This is a genomic window from Ferrovum myxofaciens (assembly GCF_013181415.1).
In the GTDB taxonomy this organism is placed as follows: domain Bacteria; phylum Pseudomonadota; class Gammaproteobacteria; order Burkholderiales; family Ferrovaceae; genus Ferrovum; species Ferrovum myxofaciens.
The window spans coordinates 1,067,478-1,092,996 of the sequence record NZ_CP053676.1 but is presented as its reverse complement, the minus strand read 5'-3'; the positions used below and the strand labels follow the sequence as shown (position 1 = coordinate 1,092,996).

Here is a 25,519-nt window from a genome sequence, read left to right as displayed (position 1 = left end):
CATGAATCTTGATGACACCTCATTGCGCATGCTCTGCGCAGGATTACGCGAGCGTACTTTTTCCAGCGAAGAGTTGACCCAGGCTTACCTGCAGCGTATCGAACAGTACAATACGCGTCTGGGTTGTTTCATTACGGTGGACCCCGAACGTTCCCTGTCCCAGGCCCGTGCCGCCGATATACGCCTGGCGCGGGGAGAAGGGGGGCCGTTGCTGGGCATCCCGGTGGCGCACAAGGATATTTTCTGTACCGAGGGCTGGCTGACCACCTGTGGTTCGCGCATGTTGTCCAACTTTGTGGCTCCCTACGATGCCCATGTCATCCAGCGTTTCAAAGAGGCTGGCTCGGTCATTCTGGGGAAAACCAACATGGACGAATTTGCCATGGGGTCGAGCAATGAAACCTCTTTTTATGGTCCGGTGCGCAATCCCTGGCAACTGACCCATGTGCCGGGGGGCAGTTCCGGGGGCTCTGCGGCGGCTGTGGCTGCCCGTTTGGCTCCCTTGGCAACGGCTACGGACACGGGCGGATCCATTCGTCAGCCTGCAGCCTTCTGCGGGATCAGCGGGCTCAAACCCACCTATGGACGGGTTTCCCGTTATGGCATGATTGCCTTTGCCTCCAGTCTCGATCAGGGCGGGCTCATGGCGCCCAGCGCGGCAGATTTAGCCTGGAGTCTGGGTACCCTGACGGGATTCGATGAACGGGATGCCACCTCGGTGGCGCGTCCGGAGGAAGACTTTGGTGCCCAACTGGAACACTCCCTGGAAGGATTGCGCATCGGTTTGCCCCGTCAGTATTTTGGTGCGGGCATCGCTCCCGGGGTGGCACAGGCCGTGGAGGAAGCCCTGCGCGTCTATGAATCCCGGGGTGCCCGACTTGTGGAAGTGGATCTGCCGCACAGCGAGCTGTCGGTGCCGGTTTACTATGTACTGGCGCCTGCCGAAGCCTCCAGCAACCTGTCCCGCTATGATGGCGTACGCTACGGATGGCGTGCGTCACAGTACGGCGATCTCAATGAAATGATCGCGCGCAGTCGGGCCGAAGGGTTTGGCGCAGAGGTCAAATTGCGCATTTTGACCGGTGCCTATGTGTTGTCCCAAGGGTATTATGATGCCTACTACTTGCAGGCTCAACGGGTACGTCGCCTCATCCAGCAGGATTTTTTACAGGCTTTTGAACAGTGCGATGTGTTGATGGGGCCCACCACACCCAGTACGGCTTTCCGTTTTGGCGACAAGGGCAGTGACCCGGTTCAGATGTATCTGTCCGACATCTTCACCATTGGAGTCAATCTGGCAGGCTTGCCAGGCATGTCCATTCCGGCGGGGTTCGATGGTCAGGGACTGCCTGTGGGGCTGCAACTGATCGGACCCCACTTCAGCGAGGCGCGCCTTCTGGCCGTTGCCCACGGGTATCAACAGGCAACCGATTGGCATGCCCGGGTTCCCGGGCGAGGAGAACAAGCATGAAGTGGGAAATGGTCATCGGGCTGGAAACCCATGTGCAGTTGGCAACCCGTTCCAAAATGTTTTCCGGTTCCCCCACGGCTTTTGGTGCGCCTCCGAATGTTCAGGCCAATGCGGTGGATCTGGCCCTGCCCGGCGTTTTGCCGGTTCCAAACCGGCAGGCCGTGGCCCAGGCCATCCGCTTTGGTCTGGCGGTGGGCGCACAGATCAATCCGCGTTCGTGGTTCGAGCGCAAGAATTATTTTTATCCCGATCTGCCCAAGGGATATCAGATCAGCCAGTACGAGGAACCGGTGGTCAAAGGCGGTGTGGTGACCTTTGCCCTGGAGGGCGTGCCTCATCAGGTACTCCTGACCCGGGCGCATCTGGAAGAGGATGCGGGCAAGTCGTTGCACGAAGATTTTCATGGGCGTTCCGGTATCGATTTGAACCGTGCCGGGACTCCCTTGCTTGAAATCGTGACGGAACCGGTGATGCGCAGTGCAGCGGAAGCGGTGGCGTATGCCCGTACGTTACATCAACTGGTGACCTGGATCGGGATATGCGATGGCAACATGCAGGAGGGATCGTTCCGGTGCGATGCCAATGTCTCGGTGCGGCCCCAGGGGCAGGTGGCGTTTGGGACGCGTTGTGAAATCAAAAATCTGAATTCCTTCCGTTTTCTGGAACAGGCCATTCTGCATGAATTTGAACGGCAGGTGGAGTTGTTGGAAAGCGGGGGGAAAGTGGTTCAGGAAACCCGCCTGTACGATCCGGAACGGGATGAGACACGCTCCATGCGTTCCAAGGAGGATGCCCAGGATTATCGTTATTTCCCGGATCCGGACCTGCCGCCTCTGTGTATCGATGAGGCATGGATCGAGCAGGAACGGGCTGCCTTGCCGGAATTGCCGGCGGCTCTGGCGCAGCGTCTGCAGACCCGGTTTGGTCTGTCGGTCTATGATGCCGGTTTGCTCACCGCCTCTCGGGAATGGGCCAACTATTTTCTGACCCTGGTGGCGGAAGGCACCCTGGATCCCAAACTCTGCGCCAACTGGATGACGGGGGAGTTGGCCGCCACCCTCAAGCGCACCGGGCGGGAGGTGCAAGATTCCTCGGTGAGCGCCCCTCAACTGGCGGCTTTGCTGCGGCGGATCCAGGACGGCACCTTGTCGGGCAAGATGGCCCGGGAAGTGTTCGAGATTGTGTGGCAGGAGGGGGGGGAGGTGGATGCGCTCATTGCGGCCCGTGATCTTTCTCAGGTATCGGACAGCGGGGTGCTGGAAAAATTGATCGATGAATTACTGGCGGCTCACCCCGCCCAGGTGGAAGAGTTCCGTGCGGGCAAGGACAAGGTTTTCGGGTTTTTTGTGGGCCGTGCCATGAAGGCCAGTGAGGGGCGGGCCAACCCGCAACAACTCAATGAGTTGCTGCGCCGTAAATTAAGTGGATCCTGAGCGTACGTGATGACCCGGACTGCATCCTCTGTTGGCATCGTCTTCCCGCAAGTGGCGTATTTCGATGTTCCTTTGCGCCTGTCTTCCGGCACCGTATTGCCCCACTACCAACTGGTGTATGAAACCTACGGGGTCCTCAACGAAAGGAAGGACAATGCCATTCTGGTTTGTCATGCCCTGTCCGGTTCCCATCATGTGGCCGGTCAATATGCCGGGGATCTTCATGGGGTGGGTTGGTGGGAAAACATGGTGGGGCCCGGTAAACCCGTGGATACGGAGCGGTTTTTTGTGATCGGGGTCAATAATCTGGGGGGCTGTCATGGTTCCACGGGTCCCTCCAGTTTGAATCCGGTGACGGGACAGCCTTATGGGGCGAGTTTTCCATTTCTGACGGTGGAAGATTGGGTCGAGTCCCAGGCCCGTCTGGCGGACCATTTGGGAATTTCCACCTTTGCTGCAGTGATGGGGGGCAGTCTGGGGGCCATGCAAGCCCTGCAATGGACGATTTGTTTCCCTGAACGGGTTCGTCATGCCCTGATCATTGCCGCTGCTCCTTGTCTTTCTGCCCAGAATATCGGCTTCAATGAAGTGGCGCGTCAGGCCATTACCAGCGATCCCCATTTCTACGGTGGAGATTTCTATGCGCAGGGAGTCGTGCCGGAACGGGGGTTGCGTCTGGCCCGGATGTTGGGGCATATCACTTACCTGAGTGATGATGCCATGATGACAAAGTTCGGGCGGGAATTGATCGGAGGATCGCCCCATTTTTCCCTCGAAGTGGAATTCGAAATTGAATCCTACCTGCGCTATCAGGGAAAAAAGTTTTCGGAACGGTTTGATGCCAATACCTATCTGATCATGACCAAGGCCCTGGATTACTTTGATCCGGCACGCGCCACGGGCGGTGATCTGGCACAGGCGCTGCAGCCTGCGCGCGCGCAGTTCCTGGTTCTGTCCTTTACCACGGACTGGCGTTTTTCCCCCGCCCGCTCCCGTGAAATCGTCCAGGCTCTGCTGGATAACCGGGCGGTGGTGAGTTATGCGGAAATCGATTCCAATCAGGGGCATGATGCTTTTTTGATGGAAAATGAGGATTATTTCGCAGTGATGTTCGCCTATCTTGAACGGATTGCCGGGGAGTGCCGCCCATGATCCGCGCCGACTACGAACTGATTGCCCAGGGTGTGTCTGTGGATAGTCGGGTGCTCGATCTGGGCTGTGGGGATGGTCAGTTGCTGGCCCACCTCCAACGGGTTCGACGGGTCAGCGGCTATGGCATCGAAATCATTCCGGAACAGGTGGTGGCGGCTTTGCGCCAGGGTGTTTCGGTGTTGCAGGTCAATTTGGAAGAAGGGTTGTCGGGTTTTTCCGATCATTCCTTCGATACCGTGATCCTTTCCCAAACGTTGCAGGCCATGCGTCACACGGAAGAAATTTTGCGTGAAATGTTGCGGGTGGGGCGCGAAGGTATCGTCACTTTTCCGAATTTCGGTTACTGGAAACACCGCTGGCAGGTTTTGAATGGAACCATGCCCAAGTCTGTGGATATGCCCTACGAATGGTATGACACCCCCAATGTCCACCTGTGTACGCTGCATGATTTCGAGGCGTTGTGCGCCCGTAGCGGCGTACAGGTCATGGAGCGGCGGGTGATGAATCCCTCGGGTCATACCGTGGAACTCATGCCCAACCTGTTGGGTAGTCTCGCCTACTATCGTATCCGCTTCCGGGGTTGAGTGCCATGTATCCCTCTGGGTCGTAGGCAGGGTTTGATGCGCGCCGGTTTCCTGAAGGGGCGTGACGGCGTTCGGACCTTGGGGGTCCTTCTTTTGCTCGGGTTTTCCTCCGGCCTCCCGCTTTCCCTGAGTGGCGCCACCCTGCAAGCCCGCCTGACCATGGAGGGGGTTCCGTTGACGCAGATTGGCTGGATCACTCTGGCGGGGCTTCCCTATACCCTCAAATTTCTTTGGGCACCCTGGCTGGACCGATTTTCTTTGCCCTTTTTGGGACGACGGCGGGGCTGGATACTGGTGACCCAATTCATGACTTTGGGTCTGATCCTGGTTTTGGGGCACACTCAAAGTTCGGCTCCTCCCGCCTTGCTGGCCTCCATTGCCTTGGGGTTGGCGCTGGCCTCCGCCACCCAGGACATTGTGGTGGATGCCTACCGGACCGATCTCCTGCCTCCGGAGGCGCGGGGATTGGGTGCCAGTGCGGCCATGCTGGGTTATCGTCTGGCCATGCTGTGCGCGGGGGCCCTGGCCTTGGTGTGGGCGGCCAAAGTGGGCTGGGCAGGCACCTACGATGTGATGGCCCTGGCCCTGGGAGTGGGTATCCTCGGGACCCTCTGGGCGCGGGAACCCGAGGCTCCTGCGCCGGTGCAGGGATCCTGGCGCGAAACCATGACGGGACCGTGGCAAGATTATTTTGCCCGTCCCGGTGCCCGTGCCCTGCTGAGCCTGGTGGTGTTGTACAAACTGGGGGATGCCCTGGCCTTTGCGCTGTCTTCTGTTTTCCTTTTGCGCGGATTGGGTTTTGGTCTGGCTGAAGTCGGGAGCATTGGCAAGGGGGTGGGGTTGATGGCCACCCTGGGGGGCAGTTTTGTGGGCGGCATGCTGATGCTCCGTTGGGGAATTTACCGCAGCCTGTGGTATTTTGGCTGGATTCAGGGGTTGGCGACCCTGTCCTTTGTGGGATTGGCGGCCTGGGGGCATCACTTCCCGGCCATGGTGGGGGCGGTTTTTCTCGAGAACTTCACCAGCGGTATGGGAACCAGCGCCTTTGCCGCCCTGCTCATGAGTTTGTGCACCCCGCGCTATAGCGCGACCCAGTTTGCGCTGCTCTCGGCGCTGGCGGCCATCGGGCGGGTTTCCATGGGGCCGGTGGCGGGCTGGTTGTCGGAATGGGCGGGCTGGGAGGTGTATTTTCTGGTGGCGACCGTGGCGGCTCTGCCTGGGTTAGGGCTGTTGTGGGCTTTGCGACGGGATATTCGGGCCCTGGAGTGCAAAGGTCCTTGATTAAAATGCTTTAACCGACTATTGGAGTCATGGGAGATTGGAGTGAGTGATTTTTCTGAGCGTTTCATCGCCTTTGCCGTGGAGCGGCAGGTGATTCGGTTTGGTGAGTTCAAGACCAAGGCGGGGCGCCTGTCGCCCTATTTTTTCAACGCCGGGTTGTTCAATACGGGGGCGGCCCTGGCAACTCTCTGCGAATTTTATGCCGATGCCATCGAGGCTCAGGCGCCTCCCTTCGATCTTCTCTTCGGACCGGCCTACAAGGGAATTCCCCTGGTGGCGGGCATCGCCCTGACGCTGGCCCGCCGGGGACGGGATGTGCCCTTTGCCTACAACCGCAAGGAAGCCAAGGATCATGGAGAAGGCGGTGTTCTGGTGGGGGCTGACCCACAGGGGAAGCGCGTATTGATCGTGGATGATGTAATTTCAGCCGGGACCTCCGTGCGCGAATCGGTGGTTCTGCTCAACCAGGTCCAAGCCCTGCCGGCAGGGGTGGTGATTGCCCTGGATCGCATGGAACGGGGTCAGGCTGAACTGTCCGCCACTCAGGAAGTAACCCACCAATGGGGGCTCCCTGTCTGTAGCGTGGCGACCCTCGATCATCTGGTGGCCCATCTGGCCAGGGATTCAACCCAGATCGAGACCCTCGGGCGTGTGCACGCCTATCGCCAGCAGTATGGTATCAGCACACCTGCTGATTGAGGCGGGTCAGAATTTCCTCCAGTTTGTCGGGATCATGGGTGGAGAGCATGCGCTTCACCGGGTTCTGGAGGTCGGCCAGGCTGGTTTTCAGAATGACCTGCTTGACTTCGGGCAGGTGAGCGGGATGCATGGAGAATTCACGCAGACCGAAGCCGAGAAGCAAACGGGTCATGGTGGGGTTGCCGGCCATTTCCCCGCAGATGGCAATGGGTTTGCCGGCTTTCTGGGCGGTGCGCAGGGTATGGGCAATGAGCATCAGGACCGCCGGATGGAGCGGGTCAAAAAGATGCGCCACCGCATCGTCGGTGCGGTCGATGGCCAGGGTATACTGAATCAGGTCATTGGTGCCAATGGACAAAAAGTCCAGTTTGTCCAGAAACAGGGGGAGGGCCAGGGCCGCCGCCGGAACCTCGATCATTCCGCCAATGGGGAGATGAAGATTGAAGGGAATGGCTTGTTGGGTGAGTTCGGCCTTGGCCTGTTCCACCAGGGTCAGGGTCTGGAGCAATTCGGAGCGGCTGGAGAGCATGGGCAGGAGCATCTGGACCTGACCAAAGTGAGAAGCGCGCAGAATGGCGCGGATTTGAGTCAGGAAAATCTGGGGTTCGGCGAGGCAGTAACGAATGGCCCGTAGTCCCAGCGCCGGGTTCAGGGTGGAAACGATGCCGCTGGGTTCCACGGGTTTGTCGGCACCGATATCGAGGGTGCGAATGGTGACGGGCAGTCCACGCAAGGCCTCGGCGACTTGTCGATAGGCATGAAATTGTTCCTCTTCGCCTGGCAGGCTGGAACGGTTCATGAACAGGAATTCGGTGCGGAACAGGCCGATGCCCCGTGCGCCGCTTTTTTTGACGGCATCCACGTCTCCGGGCATCTCGATATTGGCGAGCAGTTCGATGGGCGTTCCATCCAGTGTGGTGGCACGGGTGGTGCGTAGACGCTTCAGTTTTTGCCGTTCCAGAGACCATTGTTCCTGACGCAGGCGATATTCGGCCAGAATCTGGTTGTCCGGATTTACGATGACGACCCCCGCCATGCCGTCCACGATCAGGAGTTCTCCTTCGCGAATCATTTGCCAGGCATGGTGAAGGGCCACGACGGAGGGAATTCCGAGGCTGCGTGCCAGAATGGCGGTATGGGAAGTCGCCCCGCCAATATCGGTAATGAAGGACTGGAAGGGGTGTTCCTTGAACAGAACCATATCTGCCGGGCTCAGGTCGTGGGCCACCAGAATTCGGTCTGCCGCTTCGTGATGGGCGGGGAGGTTTGGCGCAGGTTGTCCGATCAGTGCCTTGAGCACGCGTTCGCCCACTTGCCAGATATCGTCCCGACGTTGGCGCAGGTAGGGGTCCTCCATTTCTTCGAACTGACGGATCAGGTTGTCCAGTTGTTGTTTCAATGCCCATTCGGCATTGCAGCCCTGGGTTTGAATACACTGCTTGGGCGTGCGTGCCAGCATCTCATCCTTCAGGATGAGTCGATGTAATTGCAGAAAGGTTGCCATTTCGGCAGGGGCCCCGAGCGGGATTTGCCGTTCTAGTTCTTCGAGTTCCTGGGTGACTTGGTGCAGAGCCTGTTCGAAGCGTTGAATCTCGGCAGGGCGCTGCTCGGGAAGCACGATATAGCGGGTGACTTCCAGAGTGGTTTGGGAAAACAGGTGCGCCCGTCCGATGGCAATGCCGTGGGCGACTGCGCTGCCATGAAGCGCAAAACTCATCTCATTCTCCCTCGTCGAAACAGTTTTCGATCAAAGTGGCCAGCGCCTGGAGTGCTTCCGTTTCTTTTTCTCCGCAGGTTTCCAGCGTGACCCAACTACCCCGTCCTGCCGCCAGCATCATGACGCCCATGATGCTCTTGGCATTGACCTGTCGTCCATTGCGTCCGATCCGGACCTCACAGGGATAGGCCGAGGCGGTTTGCGATAATTTGGCGGAAGCACGGGCATGGAGCCCGAGTTTGTTGATGATCTGGATATCCTGGGAAGGCATGGCGGGTCTCTGGGAAAAGTCTTTCCATTCTATCAGGGCCGTTCGTTTTCGGGCAGTCCCAGACGATGGGCAGGAAAACGAAGGGCAAAAGTGCTGCCTTTGTCCGGCTGACTGTCAACGATGAGGGTGAGATCGTGATGCAGGGCGATTTGCTTGACAATGGACAATCCCAGGCCCGTCCCCCCGGTATCCCTGGAGCGGGCCTGATCCACCCGATAGAAGCGTTCCGTGAGACGGGGAATATGTTCGGCAGCGATGCCAATGCCCGTGTCCTGTACCGTAAAAATCCCCTCTTCCCCTTCTTCCCGCCAGGACAGCGTGATTTGTCCTCCCGGCGGGGTATAGCGCACTGCATTGGCCACCAGGTTACCGAAGGCGCTCGAGAGTTCCGATTCGATTCCCAGCAGGATACGATGATCGAAATCACCCTGGGTATCGATGGTATGCTGCCCTTGGCTCAACTGGTGGGCAGTCAGCAGCATTGGAGTGAGCAAGGCGGAAAGGGGAATGGGGGTGAGCGGCGCGACTCCGGTTTGGCTTTCCAGACGGGACAGGGAGAGCAATTCTTCCACCAGTCGGCGCATCCGGTCGGTTTGGGTTTCCATGATCTGAAAAATGCGTTCCTGTGTGGCGGGCGGCAGTGGGTCACTGTCTTGCAGGGTTTCGATGAACCCCCCCACTACGGTGAGGGGAGTGCGCAGTTCATGGGAAACATTGGCCACGAAATCCCGTCGTACTTTTTCGTCCCGTTCCCATTGGGTGATGTCCTGGGTGACCAGCATCCGTTCGTCGATGCTGTAAGGAATGAGTTGCAAGGCCAGGGAGAGGTCCTGTTGGGCGCGTCGATGCAGGATACAGCGTTGGTCGGGGGCTGGTTTCTGGTCCAGGAAGTTCTGGAATTCGGTTTGGCGGATGAGATAGGACAGACTTTGACCTCGATCCTGCTCCAGGTAAATCTGTAAATGAGCTTCTGCAGCAGGATTGCACCAGAGAATACGGTGGGTTTGATCGAGGATCACGATTCCGCTGGGCAGCAGGGTCAGGACCTGCTGGAAACGTTCGATGGCCTCCTTCCGGCGGATCTGGTTCTCATCGATGCGTTTCTCCAGGGAATGCAACCGTCCGAAAACCTGTTCCCAGGTTCGTCCCGGCTGGTATCCCGGAGAGAGTTGCTGTTCCTGAAGCCAGTGGTGCAGGGTTTGTAACTTCCAGGCATCCCGTGCCGCCACGGCACCCATGAACAGGGCCAGCAGTCCCAGGCCCCAGGACCAGCCCCAAAGAGCGGTGATCCCGGCACATAAGACCAGAACCGTGACGAGAACCCCCAGGACGTATTTGACAAACGACCGCATGATCCATCAACCTGAAAAAAACTTGAAGACTAGAGAGTATCATCCACGCCGGGGTTAGGGGGAATCTGCTCAGGTGAGGGATGTCAGGCGGTAACCCGCTCCCCGAACGGTTTGCAGAAACCGGTCATGATCGGTGGTTTCCAGGGCCAGGCGGAGACGGCGGATGTGGACATCCACTGTGCGTTCTTCAATGAAAACGTGATCTCCCCAGACATGATCGAGAATCTGGGTCCGGGAATAGACCCGCTCCGGGTGGGTCATGAAAAAATGAAGCAACTTGAATTCGGTGGGTCCCAGAGGGATCTCTGTGCCCCCGGCGTGCACCCGGTGGGTGGTGGGGTCCAGAGACAGGGTCTTGAAGAGGACCGGATCCTCTGTTATCTGGGGGGCGCGCCGACGCAACACGGCTTTGATGCGCGCATTCAGTTCCCGAATCGAGAAGGGCTTGGTGATGTAATCGTCCGCGCCGGATTCCAGTCCGAGCAATTTGTCCGATTCATCCACCCGTGCCGTCAGCATGATGATGGGGACGCGCTGTGTCCGCTGGTGGGCGCGCAGGCGCCGGACCAAATCCAGTCCGCTCATGCCCGGTAACATCCAGTCCACCAGAATCAGGTCGGGAAGCATGTCCTGTACGCGCGAAAGGGCCTCCAGTCCGTTGGCGGCGACCTCGGTTTCGTGACCGGCCTGAGCCAGATTGAGGGTGATCAATTCCTGAATGGCAACCTCGTCTTCCACGACCAGAATATGGGCTCCCAAATTCGCCTCCATAGGGGGAATTAAATCGATATGCGTGTCCATGAGGAAGTGTTATACACCCCTCATGTGACTGTCATATTACAGCAAGACGCGGGCGCACTTCTTCCCTTCAGGAGCGGTTTGACCCTTGCACCAGGGGAATGCGGAACAGGCGACATTCGAGGGCACCATTGTACAGGGGGGTACGGCGCGTGACCTTGAGATGCAGGGATTTGGGGAGCGTCAGGTCAGCGCTGAACAGGCAGGCCGTCCAGCCGGCATAACGCTGTTTCAGGGTATTGCCCAGAGCGGGATAGAACAGGGACAACTCTGCCTGTTCTCCGAGCCGCACCCCATAGGGCAGGTTGCTGAGGAGCAGCCCCGAAGGACAGGGAGGGGAAGACTCCAGCACGTTGACCTGCTTCAGGCTCACACACCCTTCCAGTCCGGCAGCAGCCAGATTGAGACGGGTGAGTTCCAGGGCATCGCCCTTCAGATCCTGACCCCACAGGGGTAAAGGGGTAGGCGGCAGGGCACGGGCATGGGCTTCCTCGAGCAAGGCGGGCCAATGCTGGGTCACCGGCCACGAACGCAGATGTTCAAAGGCAAAGGAGCGGTTCAGTCCCGGCGCGCGCTGCAGACTCTGCTCCGCTGCCTCCAGCAGGATCGTGCCTGCGCCGCAGAAGGCATCCAGCAGGGGCAGACCCGGTTGCCACTGGGCCAGAGCCAGCAGGCCCGCTGCCAGGTTGCGTTTCAGGGGGGCATCCCCGGCCTCTGGTCGTGTCCCGCGTTTGAATAGCCCATCGCCCGAGGTATCCAGAGACAGGGTGAAATGGGTGGCATCCAGAAACAGATAGACGCGGATTTCCGGTTGATGGGTATCGATGGAAGGACGCTGACCCTGTTGCGCGCGAAAGTGGTCGCAGATGGCATCCTTGATGCGGAGCGTGGCAAAATCCAGACTACGCAAGGGAGAATGATGGGCCCGGGTATCCACCTTCAGGGTTTGTTCCACGTAGAACCAGTCACTCCAGGGCAAGGCCATGGCCTGATCGTAAAGATCCTGTTCGGAATGATAGGTGCCCTTGGCCACTTGCCAGAGAACCCGACTGGCGAGGCGGCTTTCCAGATTGACGCCCATGGCCAGGCGGTAACTTCCCGTGAAGCCCACACCGGAGTCCCGGGGCGTAATGTCCTGAGCCCCCAGGGAAGCCAGTTCCTGGGACAGTACGTCTTCCAGTCCGCGCGGGCAGGGGCAGAAAAAAAATTGGTTGAGAGGATTCATGGAAAGACTCAGAAGGGTTTGAAGACCGCCAAAATGACCACGGGGATGAGAACCAGTACCGGAAATTCGTTGAACCAGCGGTACCAGACATGGCCGTGGGCGCTGAGGTTCCGGGCAAAGGCTTTGACCAGGGCACCGCACCAGACATGATAGGCCACCAGCAAGGTTACGAGGGCCAGTTTGGCATACAGCCAGCCGCCCCGGTCATCCAGTCCAAAGGCCATGAACAAACCGGAAAGAAGGGTAAATACGCCACCCGGGGTGGTGATGCCCCAGAATAATTTGCGCTCCATGATCTTGAAGCGTTCCCGTCCCAGTGTATCCGATTCCGGGCATTGTGCGTGATAGACGAAGAGGCGAGGGAGGTAGAACAGTCCGGCAAACCAGGTCACCATGGCCATGATATGGAAGGATTTGATCGAAAGCAGCAGCACAGGTTTCTCGAAGGAAGGTCAGGAACGACAGATCAGACTAACCCAGTTGCGCAACAGGATCAAGCGTTGATGAAAGAAATGGTCGGCGCCAGGAATCACCAGAACGGGGAGGTCCTGGGGTTCGGCCCAGTGCAGCACCTCCGCCAGAGGCACGGTGGTGTCTCGCTCTCCATGTACGACAAGGGTTTGGGGTGAAACGGTGCCCACGGGAAAATGACCCACCGCAGGGGCCACCAGAACCAGACGCTGGCAAGGCAGAGTGCGGGCAACCTCGCTCATGACGAAGGCCCCAAAGGAAAACCCTGCCAGAAGCAAGGATTCACCCGCCGTTTCCTGCAGGGCCAGCGCATGAAGGGCCAGCCAGTCTTCCGTTTCGCCCCGTCCCTGGGTGAAGTTTCCGGTACTGTTGCCCACGCCCCGAAAGTTCATGCGCCAGGTGACGTAACCCAGACCGGTAAAGGCGCGGGCCAGAGTCTGGGTGACCTTGTTATTCAGGGTGCCGCCAAACAGTGGATGGGGGTGGGCCACCAGGGCCAAACCACGGGCAGAGCCTGGGGGACGATCGATGACGGTTTCCAGAAGGCCGGCGGGACCGGGGATCAAACGGGTTTCAGAGGAGAAATCACTCATGCTCAGGGGCGAGGGGGTCTGGAAGACGCACACAGGTGTTCCGGAACTGTTCGGCACGGTCCACGTACACATCGGCATTGTGTGCCAGTCCAGCAATCTCCTCCGCGTTCAGGGTGCGGATGACCCGTCCGGGACTCCCCACCACCAGGGAGTTATCGGGGATCTGCTTGCCCTCGGTGATCAGGGCATTGGCACCGATCAGGCAGTTCTTTCCAATGACGGCATGATTCAGAACCACCGCCCGGATTCCGATCAGCGAACCGGCACCCACCGTACAGCCATGCAGCACCGCCCCATGTCCGATACTGACATTTTCTGCCACGGTGAGGGGGGCCCCAGGGTCGGTATGGAGCAGTGCACCATCCTGCACATTACTGCGTCGTCCGATATGAATGGGTTCATTGTCGCCCCGCAGAACTGCCTGGCACCATACGCTGGCCTCGGCCTCCAGAAAGACCTTGCCGATGAGGGTGGCGCTTTCTTCAATGAAGGCCGAGGGAGAAACTTGAGGGGCATCCGAGCCCAGACGATAGCGCATAGTCGGTCATCCATGAGTTGAGAAGAAAAGAGTGGACACTAATTGGCCGGACCATCCATCCAGATCATCCAGGCCAGCGCCAGCAAAATTCCAAAGAGGATTCCCATTCCCGTGATCAGGAAGATCATCCAGCGCTGGGTTTGATGATGTTGCTGACGCAACCGCGCCACTTCCTCTGCCAGGGCGTTTTGTTGGACGTTTTCCTCGAGGGCGCGATGAATCAGACGGGGAAGTTGGGGGACCAGGGTGACCCATTGCCCGCCTTCCCGTTTGACGGCCTTGACCAGCCCCCGCCAGCCGACCTGTTCGCTCATCCAGCGTTCCAGAAAAGGTTTGGCGGTTTTCCACAGATCCAGTTCGGGGTCGAGATCCCGCCCCAGGCCTTCCACATTCAGCAGGGTTTTTTGCAGCAGGACCAGTTGGGGTTGAATTTCCATCTGAAAGCGGCGGGAAACCTGAAAGAGGCGCAACAGTACCTTGCCAAAGGAAATTTCGCGCAGGGGTTTGTCAAAAATGGGTTCGCACACCGAGCGAATGGCCGATTCGAACTCGTTGGAGCGGGTATGGGCGGGGACCCATCCGGCTTCGATATGGGCTTCTGCCACCCGTTGATAGTCCCGTTGAAAAAACGCCAGAAAATTTTGTGCCAGATAGCTTTTGTCCTCGGTGGTCAAGGTGCCGATGATGCCAAAATCCAGGCCGATGTAACGTCCGTCCTCGGCCACCTGGATATTGCCCGGATGCATGTCGGCATGAAAAAATCCATCCCGGAAAACCTGGGTAAAGAAGATTTCCACGCCATCCCGCGCCAACTTTGGAATATCCACGCCCTGTGCGCGCAGTCGATCCACTTGACTGATGGGCATGCCGAACATGCGTTCCATGACCATCACTCGGGTATCGCAGTAATCCCAGTAGACTTCGGGGATGATGAGCAGGCGCCGGTCGGAGAAATTGCGGCGCAACTGACTGGCGTTGGAAGCTTCCACCATCAGGTCCAACTCGTCGGACAGATGCTTGCGAAATTCGGCCACCACTTCCACCGGGCGCAGACGCCGGGCCTCCTTGAACCCGTATTCGAGCAGTCGGGCCAGGGTGAGCATGAGGGCGACGTCGCGCCGGATGATGCGGTCCACATCGGGGCGCAGAATTTTAACCGCTGCTTTTTTGCCGTCCTTGAGAATGGCAAAATGGACTTGGGCCACGGAAGCGCTGGCAATGGGTTCGACATCGAATTCGGCAAAGACCTGGGAGAGCGGGCGTCCATAGATCTTTTCCAGAATTCGGACGGCTTCTTCTCCGGGGAAGGGCGGCACCTGATCCTGAAGGCGGGCCAGTTCGTCGGCAATGTCTGTGGGGATCAGATCCCGTCGGGTGGAGAGGGCCTGACCGAATTTGACGAAAATGGGCCCCAGTCGTTCCAGGGCCAGACGCAGGCGCAGTGCGCGGGGCGTACTGAAACGGCGCCAGAACAGCAAGGCACGACTGAGACGGCGCAGGGGGCCCAAACGGTCATGGGCCAGTACCAGTTCGTCCAGGCCGTAGCGCAGGACGACATAAAGGATGAAGACAACCCGCCAGACCCGCATCAGAGCAGTTTGCCCAGACGTTGTTCCAGGTGCCCGAGGTCTTCATCCAACTGGTGGACTTGCCGGGCGAACCGTTGCGCCTGGGTCCGACTGGGAAGCAGATGAATTTCTTCTGTGGCGTATTCCTGAAGCATTCTCTGGGAACGGGACAGCGTTTCCCGTGCCCAGGCGCCACCCTGTTTCAAAAAAATGCCCAGACGATGAGCGACCCGGTCTCCCATCACCCGACTCAGCAATTCTTCCAGATCCGGACGGAAATGTTTGGCCAGAAACCCGATTTCGGTGGCCAGGGCGCTGTTCCCTGAAAGATGCAGGTGGTGGAGCGCTTCCTCCGGGCGCAGAAGCAGCAGAGGCAGCGCAGAGGGCGACAGGTCGAGGGTCAAGGCGGGGGCAGAGGGGCGTTCCTGGTTCAACACCAGGGAACCGCGTTCATCGATGGTAAAGAACAGGGGCCAGGTACCCACGTTCAGGATGAGGGTCTGTCCGGCAAAGGGGCGAAGCCGTTCCAGGGCCCAGGGCGCTGTATCCAACAGGGCATGAAGCCCCTTCGACAGGGTTTGAGCCGGATCTCGTATCACTCTTTGTACCCCCGGTGCAGTGCCACCACGCCGGCACTCAGATTGAACCATTCGACATTTTCGAAGCGCGCCTGGTTCATCAGGGTGCCCAGGGTTTTCTGGTCTGGATGCATGCGGATGGATTCGGCCAGGTACTGGTAACTTTCCTCATCCTTGGCGATCCATCGTCCAATTTTGGGAATCACCTGAAAAGAGTAGAGGTCGTAGAGAGGCTTGAGCGGTTCCCAGATTTTGGAGAATTCCAGGATCAGGGCACAACCGCCAGGTTTCAGGACCCGGTACATTTCTTCGAGGGCCCGCTCCTTGTGGGTCATGTTACGTAGCCCGAAGGCCACGCTGACGCAATGGAAGTAACCGGTGGGAAAGGGTAACTGTTCCGCATCACATTGCAGGGTGGGGAGCAGAAATCCCTGGTCGATGGCGCGGTCCCGTCCGCGGCTGAGCATGGCAGGGTTGATGTCGGTCATGACAACCAGCCCTTCCTTGCCCGTTTTTTTCGCAAAACCCCGGGCCAGATCGCCGCTGCCCGAGGCCAGATCGAGAACCCGGTATCCGGAACGAACGCCGGAGATCTGCAGGGTGAACTTCTTCCAGAGACGGTGCATGCCCGCCGACATGAGGTCGTTCATCACATCGTAGCGGGAAGCCACCGAATCAAAAACCGCAGCGACCTTGGCGGCTTTTTCATCTTCTGCGACGGATTGGAAACCAAAGTGGGTATTCGTCATGATCGTCAGTGGGCATCGCGGCTGGCGCCGGCAGCTTCCATACGGTTGAGGTAATCGGCCCAGTATTCCTCCTGGTGAAGACCCAGATCGAGGAGATAGTCCCAGGAGTAGATGCCCGTGTTATGCCCGTCGGTAAAGTGTATCTGGATGGCATAGTGTCCCACCGGAAGGATTTCCTGGATACCCACCTGACGTTTTCCGGTTTGCAGGGTTTCCTGACCGGGGCCGTGGCCCCGCACTTCTGCCGAGGGAGAGCGCACCCGGAGAAATTCAATGGGAAAATGATATTGGTGACCATCACTGAAGGTGATATCAAGGACCCCCGAGATCTGCTGGAGGGTGATTTCCGTGGGCCAGGGAGTGTCTGGAGCCAAACCTGCCATAACCATTCTCCACAATAAAGGTTAAAATCTCAACCTGTGATGATACCCTAAATGGTTTGTAATGTTCGATGTCTCAAAATGGCAGCAAATCCGGACACTCCTCGCTTCCTTGACCCCGGCGCGGGAAATTCGCGTGATTGCGGTGAGCAAAGGGCAAGGGGTGGCCGAGATTCGTGCTGCTGCCGAAGCAGGGGTGCGTCTTTTCGGTGAAAGTTATGTTCAGGAGGCCCTCGAAAAGCAGGCGCAGGTGGGACGTACCGACCTCGAGTGGCACTTCATCGGGCGTATCCAGCGCAATAAAACCCGTCTCATTGCGGCCCATTTCCATTGGGTTCATGGTGTGACGGAAGAAGGCCAGGCTCGGCGCCTGTCCGAGATTCGGGCGGGAGAAGGTCAGACTCCCCTGTCTATTTGTCTGCAGGTCAATATCAGCGGGGAAGCCAGCAAGGGGGGCGTCAGTCCGGCTCAACTCCCGGAATTGGCCGAGGCGGTGGCGCAGATGCCGGGCGTGATACTGCGCGGCCTGATGGCGCCTCCGGCCCCATTGCTGGGGGGGGATGAGGCGACTCGTCGTCACTTTGCGGCGCTGCGCCAGCAACTGGAATGGCTGCGTGCGGCGGGCCATGCCCTGGATACCCTGTCCATGGGGATGTCGGGAGATTATCCGCTGGCCCTGGAAGAAGGCGCTACACTATTGCGACTGGGAACGATTTTATTCGGACGGCGGGAGAATTGAAGATGAGTATTCTATTTGTGGGCGGGGGCAACATGGCGGCGGCTCTGATCGGGGGACTGGTGTCCCATGGTCAGGCGCTTTCCGATATCGCCGTGGTTGAAGTGAATGAGGTGACCGCCGCGCAGTTGGGTGCCCGCTGGGGAATCCGGGTGTATTCCACCGTACCGGCAGATCTGGGGGGGGCCAGCACGGTGGTACTGGCCATCAAGCCCCAGCAGATGACCGAACTTCTGGGACATTTCCCCACCCTGCCTGGCGCGACACTTCTGGTCAGTATCGTGGCGGGCTGGACGACCTCACGCCTCTGCGTCGGTCTGAAGGGACATCTCAATCTGGTGCGTGCCATGCCCAATACCCCGGCGTTGATTCAAGCTGGGGTGACCGGACTCTTTGCCCTTCCCGAGGTGTCCGAAGAGGATCGGGCGCGGGTCCAGGCCATGATGCATGCCGTGGGAAGTGTTCACTGGTTGACCAAGGAATCCCAGATGGATGCGGTGACGGCTTTGTCAGGCAGCGGTCCGGCCTATGTTTTTTATTTGATGGAAACCCTGCAACAGGCGGCGCTTGATTTGGAACTTCCGGCGGAAATGGGTCATGCCCTGGTATTGGAAATGGTGCGGGGCGCAGCGCTTCTGGCGTGTTCTGAAAAGGATGCACCCGCCCGGTTGCGTCAGCGTGTCACCTCTCCGGGGGGAACCACGGCAGCCGCGCTGCGGGTACTGGAGGAGGGGGCCTGGGCACAGGTTCTGAAACAGGCAGTACAGGCGGCGGCTCAGCGTTCGCGGGAACTGGAGGATGTGGTTTGATGATCGATTGGGGTAGGTCGCTGGTGGATCTGGTGGGCACTTTTCTTGCCAGCATGGCTGTATTGCGCTATTTATTGGAAGGGGTAGTGCCGAAACGTCCCAACCCGCTCATGAAACTGGCCGTGACCTTGACGGAGTTTGCCTTGCACTGGATTCGTCCGGTGTTGACTGCCTTGCCGGGGCGGGATCGATCCGCCCTGTTCTGGGCCTGGTTCCTGAACCTGATCGTGTTCCTTTCCCGCTTGAGTCTGCCTGCCCTTGGATTGGGCAGCGGCGGGGTGGGGCATTTTCTGCCCTGGGGCATGGCGCTGGCCCTGGTGGAAGTGGTGCGTCAGATTCTGTATGTCTGGATGGCCGCCGTGTTTTTGTTGGCGGTGCTGAGCTGGATCAATCCTTATAGCCCTTTGTTGGGTGCCGTGGAGGGATTGGTCCACCCTTTTTTGAGGGTGTTGCGGCGGTTTATCCGACCCCTGGGGAGTATCGATCTGAGCCCCGTCATTCTGATGCTTTTCTTTCAGTTTTCCTTGACGATCGGGGTGGGGGCACTGGAAATGCTGGTGCAGCGCCTCATGTAAAGATGACGTCGTACTGCTCCTGATTGGGATCGTTGGAGGTCTGCAGGGTAATGGGTTTGCCAATGAAGTCGCTGACATTGGCCAGGGTCTGGGATTCCTCGTCCAGAAAAAGATCGGTGACCAGCGGGTGGGCGATGATGCGAAACTCCCGTGCGTCGTATTGGCGGGCAACGCGCACGATTTCGCGCAGGATTTCATAACACACGGTCTGGGGAGTCTTGAGTTGGGCGCTGCCTTTGCAACAAGGGCAGGGTTCGCACAGCACATGGGCCAAACTTTCACGCGTGCGTTTCCGGGTCAATTCGATCAGGCCCAGGGAAGTGAACCCGTTGACCGTGATGCGGGTGCGATCCCGTGCCAGGGCTTTGCGAAATTCCTCGAGAATGGTCTGTTGGTGTTCCTCCAGGTCCATGTCGATGAAATCGACGATGATGATTCCCCCCAGATTGCGCAGGCGCAGTTGACGGGCAACGGCATGAGCGGCTTCGAGGTTGGTCTTGAAAACGGTTTCATCGAAGTTACGGTGCCCCACGAAGCCTCCGGTATTGATGTCGATGGTGGTCATGGCTTCAGTTTGGTCGATGATCAGGTATCCGCCTGATTTCAGGTCGACCCGGCGTGACAGGGCTTTTTCGATTTCTTCTTCCACGCCGAAGAGATCAAAGAGCGGACGGGCTCCGCTGTAATGCTCCAGGAAGGGAAGTGCATGAGGACAATAATGTTGGGCAAATTCCATTAATTTGGCATGATTTTCCCGGGAATCCACCATGATTCGGTCGGTATCCTCCATCACGAAGTCGCGGATGACCCGCTGTCCCAGGCTGAGATCCTGATACAGAAGATAGGGGGCCGTGGCTTGACGACAGGCTGCCTGCAATTCGGTCCAGAGCTGGGTCAGGTATTCCAGATCATGGCGAAGTTCCTTGTCGGAGGTGGATTCGGCCACGGTGCGGACGATGAATCCCCCTTGGGTACAGTGGGGAATCAGGTTTTGAACCCGTTCGCGCAGGGTTTGCCGTTCATCTTCACTTTCGATCCGTTGTGAAACGCCGATATGATTTTCCTGGGGGAGATAGACCAGATAACGGCCTGCGATGCTGATCTGGGTGGAGAGACGGGCACCTTTGGTGCCAATGGGGTCCTTGATGACCTGAACCAGCAGGGTTTGACCTTCGGAAAGGGTTTTTTCAATGGGGCGGGGAGGGTTGTCCGTATGACGGGGGGTCCAGATATCGCCGACATGGAGGAAAGCCGCCCGTTCCAGCCCCAGATCCACAAAGGCCGATTGCATGCCCGGCAGGATACGGGCCACCCGTCCCCAGTAGATATTTCCCACGATTCCCCGTGCCGAGGAGCGTTCGACATGAATTTCCTGGGGGACGCCCAACTCCATGATGGCGATGCGGGTTTCCTGCGGAGTGATATTGACCAGGATCTGATTGTTCACAGGGTTATCCTCAACTGTCTCGATGATAAGGGTGCCCTTTCAGGATCATGACGGCACGGTAGAGTTGTTCCACCATCAAAACCCGTGCCAGACCATGGGGCAAGGTCATGCGCGAAAGCGCCAGAGGCGCGCGCGAGTGCTGAAAAATGCGGGGATGAAGACCATCGGCACTGCCGATCACAAAAGCCAGGGAGTCCCCGGTTTGCTGAGCCTGCTCCAGTTTTTTGGCCAGTTCCAGGGTGGTCCAGAGACTGCCCCGTTCATCCAGGGCATGAAAAGGGGTGCTGCCCAGGGTGGTCAGAAGATCATCGGCTTCACGGGTCAACAGTTGTTCGCGCGTGCGTCCGTCCTGACGGGGGGCTGCCCTCAGTTCCACCACGTCCAGGGAGAATTCACGGGGCATGCGTGCTGCGTAGGTCCGGGATGCCTCAGTGACCCAGGCAGGCATGCGCTGGCCCAAGGTGAGCAGACGCAATTTCAAGGAGCGAGGTCCTGGGCGATGAGCGATGCTGGCCTGAGGGGGCCTTTCCACAGGGAAGACAAATCATAATAATCACGGATCATGGGTTGCATGAGGTGAACAATGATGGAGCCCAGATCCACCAGGATCCATTCCCCACTCTGTAGACCTTCCATGCTCAGAACTTTTTTTCCGGCGTTGCGAACCTCATCTGCTACATGGTGTGCCAGTGCGCGGGTCTGGCGGGTGGAATCGGCGCTGGCAATGACCAGGGTGTCAAACAGACTGGTCAGCGCACGAACATCCAAAACTTCGATATTCTTTGCTTTGATGTCTTCAAGGGCGTTCAGTACGGTGGGCAGGAGAGAATTTGGAACAGTAGACAGGGATGGGTTCATGGGAGGCGATATAAGTGGTGGGTTTCAATGTAATTCAACACGGGTGGGGGCAACAAACCCTCCAGCGAGGGGAGGGAATGGGCCAGAGCATGACGGATCTGGGTGGAGGAAATGGGAACGGGCGGCATTTCCAGGCGAATCATTCGTCCTCCAAGGGAATTCTGGAGGTCTGAAACACTGCTCTGCCGTGCATTCCAGGCTTCGCGCAGAGGGGGGGTAAAGTGTTCCACGGGCAGGTCAAATCCTGGACGGCACAGCACGGCCACATGGGCCAGATCCAGCACGCGCATCCACTCTTTCCAAGTGGGGAGGTTGAAGAAGGCGTCACTGCCCAGAATCAGACAAAAGGATTGATCGCTGCCATAGGATGCGCGCAATTCCTCAAGGGTGTCCAGGGTATAGGTGGGGGTGTGACGGCGAACCTCCCGTGCATCCACTTCGATGAAGGGCTGCTGGGCAATGGCCAACTCGGCCATGCGCAGACGGTCTTCGGCGGAAGCCCGCGGTTCTCGCTGCCAGGGAAACCCCGCCGGAATCAGCAGAACTTTGGCCAGATCCAGTTGGGAACGGGCAAATTGGGCCATGGCCAAGTGCCCATCATGGATCGGGTCGAAGGTCCCGCCCAGTACACCAATCATGGATTTCATCCGGTGCGTGTTTCCCCGTGTCCCAGCACGATATATTTCTGACTGGTCAATCCTTCCAGGCCAACGGGGCCCCGTGCATGCAATTTATCCGTGGAAATGCCGATTTCTGCCCCCAATCCGTATTCAAAGCCATCAGCAAAGCGGGTGGAAGCGTTGACCATGACGGAGCTGGAATCCACTTCGCGCAGGAAACGTTGGGCATGTTCCCAATGGTGGGTGAGAATGGCATCGGTATGCTGGGAGCCGTACCGGGCAATATGATCGAGGGCAGCGTCCAGATCGGGCACGACCCGAATGGACAGGATCGGGGCCAGGTACTCGGTGGACCAGTCTTCTTCCGTGGCGGGGATGGCTCCGGGAATCAGCGAGCAGGTCGCTTCATCCCCCCGCAGTTCCACGCCTTTGGCCTGATACAGGGCGGCCAGGGGGGGCAGGATGGAAGAGGCAATGTCCTGGTGCACCAAAAGGGTTTCCATGGTGTTGCAGGTGCCATAGCGTTGGGTCTTGGCATTGTCTGCCACGCGCAGGGCCATGGGAATGTCCACATCGGCATCGATGTAGGTATGACAGACGCCGTGCAGGTGTTTCAGCACCGGTACCCTGGCCAGGGCCGAAATGCGTTGGATCAGCCCCTTTCCTCCGCGCGGGACGACCACATCCACCCATTGGGTCAGAGTGACCAGAATGTCCACCGCCGCCCGGTCGGTCATGGGTAATACCTGAATCAGATCGGTGGGGAGTTGGGCGGATTCCAGACCTTCATGCAAAGCGCGGGCAATGGTCTGGTTGGAATGGTGCGCTTCAGACCCTCCCCGCAGGAGACAGGCATTGCCCGACTTGAGGCAAAGGCCGGCGGCATCGGCGGTGACATTGGGACGGGATTCATAGATGATGGCGATGACGCCGAGGGGGACCCGCATTTGCCCCACCTCGATGCCTGAGGGACGACGGGTCAACCCGTTAATCGCGCCCACCGGGTCAGGCAGGTCTGCAATCTGTTCCAGTCCGCTGGCCATGGCTTCGATGGATTTGGGGGTCAGGGTGAGGCGCTCGATGAAGGCTGCATCCTGTCCGTGGGCACGGGCATGGGCCACGTCCTGCGCATTGGCTGTCAAGAGGTTTTCCTGATCTCGGCGCAGAATCCGGGCTGCTGCGCGCAGCGCCTGATTTTTTGCCGCAGTGCTGGCGCGTGCGCCCAAACGGGCGGCCTGGCGGGCCCGTTGCCCCAAAGCATCGAGTTGGGTGGAAAGTGCTGAGGTCATGAGCCGGTATACTCAAAAAAATGACATGGATTTTTACAATGCCATTATAAGAGGTTGCGGCACTTTCCGCCATTTATTGCAGTGGTCGGTTCGGAGGGTGCGGTGACTTCGGCCAAGGCGGGTATTTTCTGCCCCCAGATCGTCAACCCTTCCTGCGGGATACAAATCCGGAAACAAAGACCCCACCGCACACATGGGAAATCCTGCGTATACCCGTCATCTACCAGAGGCAACGAATACCGTAGGAGGATAGGACAGAATCTGCCGTAACCAAAGTCATGCGCTCAGCCTTGGCTTGAGTGATCAGAAGTCGATCAAAGGGATCACGATGATGGAATGGCAACGCTTCCACTTTCGTTACATGACGCAGTTCTCGGTCGGCCACCGGGTCAAGTCCCGGCAAGGTACCCAGTTTCGCATCTGGGCCACCGAGCGCGTGCGCGAGTATCTGGTCAAAGGTTTTACATAGCCAAGTCCGAACCCTGAAACCGTCTCATGCAATCACCTTGATCCTTGATCCTGAAACCCGGTAAAAACCATGAAACGGGAACGGCTTTTCCGTACCGAGTCCGTACGGAGGAAAGATCCGTCTGATTATTCCGCTAACTACATGATTTTATTGGCGTCCCCACGGGGATTCGAACCCCGGTTACCGCCGTGAAAGGGCGATGTCCTAGGCCTCTAGACGATGGGGACAGACACCTCGAAAGGTCAATATCTTTTGATCGATATTGTAGAGAAGCGCAATTCTATCTGACTTTTGCCGGTTTGCCAAGAGGATTGAACGGCTCTTTAAAATGACGTGCCAGACAAGCAATATACAGTTGTCCTGTTCAATGAGACAGGACCGATCCGTGCCTCACCTGCGAGAAAAATCTCATTGCCCGGTTCTCTGTGTTCAGAATGAAATGGTGGGGGGGGTTTGAGTGGGATGGTCGGTTGGAATCGAACGCGCGTAAATGGAGGGCGGATGCAAAACGGAAGAGATGTAATGACCGGTCAGGCTGGCCACCAACAACGCAGGGACGAGCCCGTAACCGGAGGTCATTTCGCTCACCATCATTACCGCTGTCAATGGGGCATGAGTCACGGCAGCCAGAAATGCGCTCATGCCCACCAAGGTAAAAGCAGTTAATGAAGTTTCTGGTAGAAAAGTTTGGGCCATATGGCCAGCCAGTGTCCCGAGTGCCGCCCCGATAAACAACGTGGGTGTAAACACCCCACCCACCGCCCCCGAACCGGAGGTCAGAATGGTTGCCAGTATTTTCAGCCCCAGGATAAGCAGAATGTTTTGCCACAACCACGATTGATGGAGCAATGAATTGATCACCGAATAGCCATTTCCCCATACTTCTGGACGGATGGCCGAAAGTCCCCCCACGGCCAACCCTGCACAGGTCATTTTCAGCCAGAGGGGCAGGTGTAGTTGGGCAAAAAAATGATGGGTGCGATCCAATGCCACAATGAACAAAGGTCCCAACAGCCCCGAAACGAGTCCCATTCCCACCACCATGAGCAGTTCCATCAGGCTCTGCAAATTGCCGGGCGTTGCCGCGAAGATGGGCGCGGCACCACTGACGTGACGCACCACAAAATCGGCAATCGCCGCGGCCAATAAAAGGGGCCCAAGGCTTCTCACCCTGATTTCGCCCAGAATAATTTCAACGACGAACAGCGCGCCGGCAATCGGTGTATTGTAAGCGCCAGCCAGTCCCGCCGCCGCACCGCAGGCCACCGCAAAACGTCGCTCTGCAGCGGTCAGGCGAAGGATGCTGCCGAAAATACTTCCGGTCAGTGCGGCCAGTTGGACCATGGAACCCTCGCGCCCAATCGATCCCCCCGAAACCACTGTGGCGGCGGAGGCTACCGACTTTAACAGTGAGGAGCGCACGGGAACATCGCTGCCTGCCGCGATCACTTCCATGTAATCTGTTCCGGAATCATTTTTTCTGGCGAGAAGGAAATATTGCAGGATCAGTCCTGCAATCAATCCGCCGCAGGCCGGAACAAGTACCCGAATCCCCGGCGACAGGTGGGCGGCATTGGCTACCAACCCTTGGTGTGAGCCGTACAGGATGTCCTCCAGCCACAAAAGAAACTGGTGGAAGGCGAGAACGGCAAGAGAGCCGGATATCCCCACGACGGTTGCCAGGCCCAAATACCTCAGCAATTGCTGATTGACGTTGTACGCGGGTGTGGGAGGGGGGGAAGGGGGCGGCATGCTGGCATTCTACCGCCCCTCAAACGGTTTGAGTGTTTAAAATCTTTGTCTGATACGTCGTGAATTTTCGAACAAGTTCAAACAATCCCAAGGGTCTACCTGTT

The 25,519-nt window shown here is 58.2% G+C and carries 28 protein-coding genes, 1 tRNA gene and 1 pseudogene; 10 read left to right on the top strand and 20 right to left on the bottom strand.

Annotated features, from left to right (window positions below; translation table 11 throughout):
- Position 1 precedes the first annotated feature (1 nt).
- From gatA to pyrE, 6 genes are read left to right on the top strand one after another with little or no spacing between them, the layout of a single operon-like run.
- Positions 2-1,471, top strand: coding sequence for an Asp-tRNA(Asn)/Glu-tRNA(Gln) amidotransferase subunit GatA (gatA, locus tag HO274_RS05305; RefSeq protein ID WP_273121957.1), 1,470 nt, complete (start codon positions 2-4; stop codon positions 1,469-1,471).
- Positions 1,468-2,904 (top strand): Asp-tRNA(Asn)/Glu-tRNA(Gln) amidotransferase subunit GatB, encoded by a 1,437-nt coding sequence (gene gatB / locus HO274_RS05300; protein WP_273121955.1) that lies wholly within the window; start codon positions 1,468-1,470, stop codon positions 2,902-2,904. Before gatA ends, gatB begins: the two co-directional genes overlap by 4 nt.
- A gap of 9 nt (positions 2,905-2,913) precedes the next feature.
- Complete coding sequence (gene metX, locus HO274_RS05295; protein WP_273121953.1) at positions 2,914-4,056, top strand: homoserine O-succinyltransferase MetX; 1,143 nt, start codon at positions 2,914-2,916, stop codon at positions 4,054-4,056.
- Positions 4,053-4,640: a methionine biosynthesis protein MetW gene (gene metW / locus HO274_RS05290; RefSeq protein WP_031595677.1), complete on the top strand. Its 588-nt coding sequence runs from the start codon at positions 4,053-4,055 to the stop codon at positions 4,638-4,640. The genes metX and metW overlap by 4 nt, the downstream gene beginning before the upstream one ends.
- 36 nt (positions 4,641-4,676) lie before the next feature.
- On the top strand, positions 4,677-5,921 hold the full coding sequence (locus HO274_RS05285) for an AmpG family muropeptide MFS transporter (protein WP_273121951.1): 1,245 nt from the start codon (positions 4,677-4,679) through the stop codon (positions 5,919-5,921).
- 42 nt (positions 5,922-5,963) lie between these two features.
- On the top strand, positions 5,964-6,620 hold the full coding sequence (gene pyrE, locus HO274_RS05280; protein WP_031595679.1) for an orotate phosphoribosyltransferase: 657 nt from the start codon (positions 5,964-5,966) through the stop codon (positions 6,618-6,620).
- Here pyrE and ptsP read toward each other — a convergent pair.
- The 12 genes from ptsP to HO274_RS05220 form a co-directional block, all read right to left on the bottom strand.
- Positions 6,601-8,337, bottom strand: a complete 1,737-nt coding sequence (gene ptsP, locus HO274_RS05275; protein ID WP_273121949.1) for a phosphoenolpyruvate--protein phosphotransferase — start codon at positions 8,335-8,337, stop codon at positions 6,601-6,603. The genes pyrE and ptsP overlap by 20 nt on opposite strands.
- 1 nt (position 8,338) lies before the next feature.
- Positions 8,339-8,608, bottom strand: coding sequence for an HPr family phosphocarrier protein (locus HO274_RS05270; RefSeq protein ID WP_273121948.1), 270 nt, complete (start codon positions 8,606-8,608; stop codon positions 8,339-8,341).
- 32 nt (positions 8,609-8,640) lie between these two features.
- The gene (gene phoR / locus HO274_RS05265) at positions 8,641-9,960 is read right to left on the bottom strand and encodes a phosphate regulon sensor histidine kinase PhoR (RefSeq protein WP_273121947.1); all 1,320 of its coding nucleotides are present in this window, start codon (positions 9,958-9,960) and stop codon (positions 8,641-8,643) included.
- Positions 9,961-10,029: 69 nt separating this feature from the next.
- On the bottom strand, positions 10,030-10,719 hold the full coding sequence (gene phoB / locus HO274_RS05260) for a phosphate regulon transcriptional regulator PhoB (protein WP_273122278.1): 690 nt from the start codon (positions 10,717-10,719) through the stop codon (positions 10,030-10,032).
- Positions 10,720-10,828: 109 nt separating this feature from the next.
- Entirely contained in the window at positions 10,829-11,983 is a 1,155-nt protein-coding gene (locus HO274_RS05255) for a THUMP domain-containing class I SAM-dependent RNA methyltransferase (RefSeq protein ID WP_273121946.1), read from the bottom strand.
- 8 nt (positions 11,984-11,991) lie between these two features.
- Entirely contained in the window at positions 11,992-12,411 is a 420-nt protein-coding gene (locus HO274_RS05250; RefSeq protein WP_031595685.1) for a CopD family protein, read from the bottom strand.
- A 24-nt stretch (positions 12,412-12,435) separates the two neighbouring features.
- Positions 12,436-13,047, bottom strand: coding sequence for an alpha/beta hydrolase (locus tag HO274_RS05245; RefSeq protein WP_273121944.1), 612 nt, complete (start codon positions 13,045-13,047; stop codon positions 12,436-12,438).
- Positions 13,040-13,585, bottom strand: coding sequence for a gamma carbonic anhydrase family protein (locus tag HO274_RS05240; RefSeq protein WP_031595687.1), 546 nt, complete (start codon positions 13,583-13,585; stop codon positions 13,040-13,042). The genes HO274_RS05245 and HO274_RS05240 overlap by 8 nt, the downstream gene beginning before the upstream one ends.
- 38 nt (positions 13,586-13,623) lie before the next feature.
- Entirely contained in the window at positions 13,624-15,174 is a 1,551-nt protein-coding gene (gene ubiB / locus HO274_RS05235; RefSeq protein ID WP_035416993.1) for a ubiquinone biosynthesis regulatory protein kinase UbiB, read from the bottom strand.
- Positions 15,174-15,752 carry a ubiquinone biosynthesis accessory factor UbiJ gene (locus tag HO274_RS05230; RefSeq protein ID WP_051861884.1) on the bottom strand — a complete coding sequence of 193 codons (579 nt, stop codon included), beginning with the start codon at positions 15,750-15,752 and terminating at the stop codon, positions 15,174-15,176. Before HO274_RS05230 ends, ubiB begins: the two co-directional genes overlap by 1 nt.
- Positions 15,749-16,480: a bifunctional demethylmenaquinone methyltransferase/2-methoxy-6-polyprenyl-1,4-benzoquinol methylase UbiE gene (ubiE, locus tag HO274_RS05225; protein WP_273121942.1), complete on the bottom strand. Its 732-nt coding sequence runs from the start codon at positions 16,478-16,480 to the stop codon at positions 15,749-15,751. The genes HO274_RS05230 and ubiE overlap by 4 nt, the downstream gene beginning before the upstream one ends.
- A 5-nt stretch (positions 16,481-16,485) precedes the next feature.
- Entirely contained in the window at positions 16,486-16,863 is a 378-nt protein-coding gene (locus HO274_RS05220) for a gamma-butyrobetaine hydroxylase family protein (protein WP_031595695.1), read from the bottom strand.
- Positions 16,864-16,924: 61 nt separating this feature from the next.
- On the opposite strand from HO274_RS05220, the gene HO274_RS05215 reads away from it, so the two are divergent.
- The 3 genes from HO274_RS05215 to HO274_RS05205 are packed head-to-tail and all read left to right on the top strand — an operon-like array spanning position 16,925 to position 18,980.
- On the top strand, positions 16,925-17,599 hold the full coding sequence (locus HO274_RS05215) for a YggS family pyridoxal phosphate-dependent enzyme (RefSeq protein WP_273121940.1): 675 nt from the start codon (positions 16,925-16,927) through the stop codon (positions 17,597-17,599).
- A gap of 2 nt (positions 17,600-17,601) precedes the next feature.
- Positions 17,602-18,405, top strand: a complete 804-nt coding sequence (gene proC / locus HO274_RS05210) for a pyrroline-5-carboxylate reductase (RefSeq protein ID WP_273121939.1) — start codon at positions 17,602-17,604, stop codon at positions 18,403-18,405.
- On the top strand, positions 18,405-18,980 hold the full coding sequence (locus tag HO274_RS05205) for a YggT family protein (protein ID WP_062187192.1): 576 nt from the start codon (positions 18,405-18,407) through the stop codon (positions 18,978-18,980). Before proC ends, HO274_RS05205 begins: the two co-directional genes overlap by 1 nt.
- On the opposite strand, the gene rng is transcribed toward HO274_RS05205, so the two are convergent.
- From rng to HO274_RS05175, 6 genes are all read right to left on the bottom strand, one after another.
- Positions 18,973-20,427: a ribonuclease G gene (gene rng, locus HO274_RS05200; protein WP_082783056.1), complete on the bottom strand. Its 1,455-nt coding sequence runs from the start codon at positions 20,425-20,427 to the stop codon at positions 18,973-18,975. The genes HO274_RS05205 and rng overlap by 8 nt on opposite strands.
- Before the next feature lie 10 nt (positions 20,428-20,437).
- Positions 20,438-20,908, bottom strand: coding sequence for a 23S rRNA (pseudouridine(1915)-N(3))-methyltransferase RlmH (gene rlmH, locus HO274_RS05195; protein WP_031595703.1), 471 nt, complete (start codon positions 20,906-20,908; stop codon positions 20,438-20,440).
- Positions 20,905-21,285, bottom strand: coding sequence for a ribosome silencing factor (rsfS, locus tag HO274_RS05190; protein ID WP_062187191.1), 381 nt, complete (start codon positions 21,283-21,285; stop codon positions 20,905-20,907). The genes rlmH and rsfS overlap by 4 nt, the downstream gene beginning before the upstream one ends.
- Positions 21,282-21,932 (bottom strand): nicotinate-nucleotide adenylyltransferase, encoded by a 651-nt coding sequence (gene nadD, locus HO274_RS05185; RefSeq protein ID WP_031595707.1) that lies wholly within the window; start codon positions 21,930-21,932, stop codon positions 21,282-21,284. The genes rsfS and nadD overlap by 4 nt, the downstream gene beginning before the upstream one ends.
- Positions 21,929-23,194 (bottom strand): glutamate-5-semialdehyde dehydrogenase, encoded by a 1,266-nt coding sequence (locus HO274_RS05180; RefSeq protein ID WP_273121936.1) that lies wholly within the window; start codon positions 23,192-23,194, stop codon positions 21,929-21,931. Before HO274_RS05180 ends, nadD begins: the two co-directional genes overlap by 4 nt.
- A 220-nt stretch (positions 23,195-23,414) precedes the next feature.
- The gene (locus HO274_RS05175; RefSeq protein ID WP_273121935.1) at positions 23,415-23,597 is read right to left on the bottom strand and encodes a type II toxin-antitoxin system VapC family toxin; all 183 of its coding nucleotides are present in this window, start codon (positions 23,595-23,597) and stop codon (positions 23,415-23,417) included.
- Between HO274_RS05175 and rhuM the strand changes: the two are divergent.
- Positions 23,568-23,660: pseudogene (gene rhuM / locus HO274_RS13530) on the top strand (RhuM family protein); the annotation flags it as partial. The gene HO274_RS05175 and the pseudogene rhuM sit on opposite strands and share 30 nt — an antisense overlap.
- Positions 23,661-23,814: 154 nt before the next feature.
- On the opposite strand, the gene HO274_RS05170 reads toward rhuM, so the two are convergent.
- Both HO274_RS05170 and HO274_RS05165 read right to left on the bottom strand, forming a co-directional pair.
- A tRNA-Glu gene (locus HO274_RS05170) sits at positions 23,815-23,890 on the bottom strand.
- Between the two features lie 202 nt (positions 23,891-24,092).
- Entirely contained in the window at positions 24,093-25,415 is a 1,323-nt protein-coding gene (locus HO274_RS05165) for a chloride channel protein (protein ID WP_273121933.1), read from the bottom strand.
- Between the last annotated feature and the right edge of the window lie 104 nt (positions 25,416-25,519).

Bases quoted from the DNA above. Each gene is read 5' to 3' on its own strand.
- HO274_RS05245 (WP_273121944.1), bottom strand. From the start codon at position 13,047: ATGAGTGATTTCTCCTCTGAAACCCGTTTGATCCCCGGTCCCGCCGGC.
- rsfS (WP_062187191.1), bottom strand. From the start codon at position 21,285: ATGAACCCATCCCTGTCTACTGTTCCAAATTCTCTCCTGCCCACCGTA.
- HO274_RS05220 (WP_031595695.1), bottom strand. From the start codon at position 16,863: ATGGCAGGTTTGGCTCCAGACACTCCCTGGCCCACGGAAATCACCCTC.
- ubiB (WP_035416993.1), bottom strand. From the start codon at position 15,174: ATGCGGGTCTGGCGGGTTGTCTTCATCCTTTATGTCGTCCTGCGCTAC.
- HO274_RS05240 (WP_031595687.1), bottom strand. From the start codon at position 13,585: ATGCGCTATCGTCTGGGCTCGGATGCCCCTCAAGTTTCTCCCTCGGCC.
- metW (WP_031595677.1), top strand. From the start codon at position 4,053: ATGATCCGCGCCGACTACGAACTGATTGCCCAGGGTGTGTCTGTGGAT.
- HO274_RS05270 (WP_273121948.1), bottom strand. From the start codon at position 8,608: ATGCCTTCCCAGGATATCCAGATCATCAACAAACTCGGGCTCCATGCC.
- metX (WP_273121953.1), top strand. From the start codon at position 2,914: ATGACCCGGACTGCATCCTCTGTTGGCATCGTCTTCCCGCAAGTGGCG.
- gatB (WP_273121955.1), top strand. From the start codon at position 1,468: ATGAAGTGGGAAATGGTCATCGGGCTGGAAACCCATGTGCAGTTGGCA.
- HO274_RS05205 (WP_062187192.1), top strand. From the start codon at position 18,405: ATGATCGATTGGGGTAGGTCGCTGGTGGATCTGGTGGGCACTTTTCTT.
- nadD (WP_031595707.1), bottom strand. From the start codon at position 21,932: ATGAAATCCATGATTGGTGTACTGGGCGGGACCTTCGACCCGATCCAT.
- gatA (WP_273121957.1), top strand. From the start codon at position 2: ATGAATCTTGATGACACCTCATTGCGCATGCTCTGCGCAGGATTACGC.
- ubiE (WP_273121942.1), bottom strand. From the start codon at position 16,480: ATGACGAATACCCACTTTGGTTTCCAATCCGTCGCAGAAGATGAAAAA.
- HO274_RS05255 (WP_273121946.1), bottom strand. From the start codon at position 11,983: ATGAATCCTCTCAACCAATTTTTTTTCTGCCCCTGCCCGCGCGGACTG.
- ptsP (WP_273121949.1), bottom strand. From the start codon at position 8,337: ATGAGTTTTGCGCTTCATGGCAGCGCAGTCGCCCACGGCATTGCCATC.
- proC (WP_273121939.1), top strand. From the start codon at position 17,602: ATGAGTATTCTATTTGTGGGCGGGGGCAACATGGCGGCGGCTCTGATC.
- HO274_RS05165 (WP_273121933.1), bottom strand. From the start codon at position 25,415: ATGCCGCCCCCTTCCCCCCCTCCCACACCCGCGTACAACGTCAATCAG.
- HO274_RS05180 (WP_273121936.1), bottom strand. From the start codon at position 23,194: ATGACCTCAGCACTTTCCACCCAACTCGATGCTTTGGGGCAACGGGCC.
- phoR (WP_273121947.1), bottom strand. From the start codon at position 9,960: ATGCGGTCGTTTGTCAAATACGTCCTGGGGGTTCTCGTCACGGTTCTG.
- HO274_RS05285 (WP_273121951.1), top strand. From the start codon at position 4,677: ATGCGCGCCGGTTTCCTGAAGGGGCGTGACGGCGTTCGGACCTTGGGG.
- HO274_RS05215 (WP_273121940.1), top strand. From the start codon at position 16,925: ATGTTCGATGTCTCAAAATGGCAGCAAATCCGGACACTCCTCGCTTCC.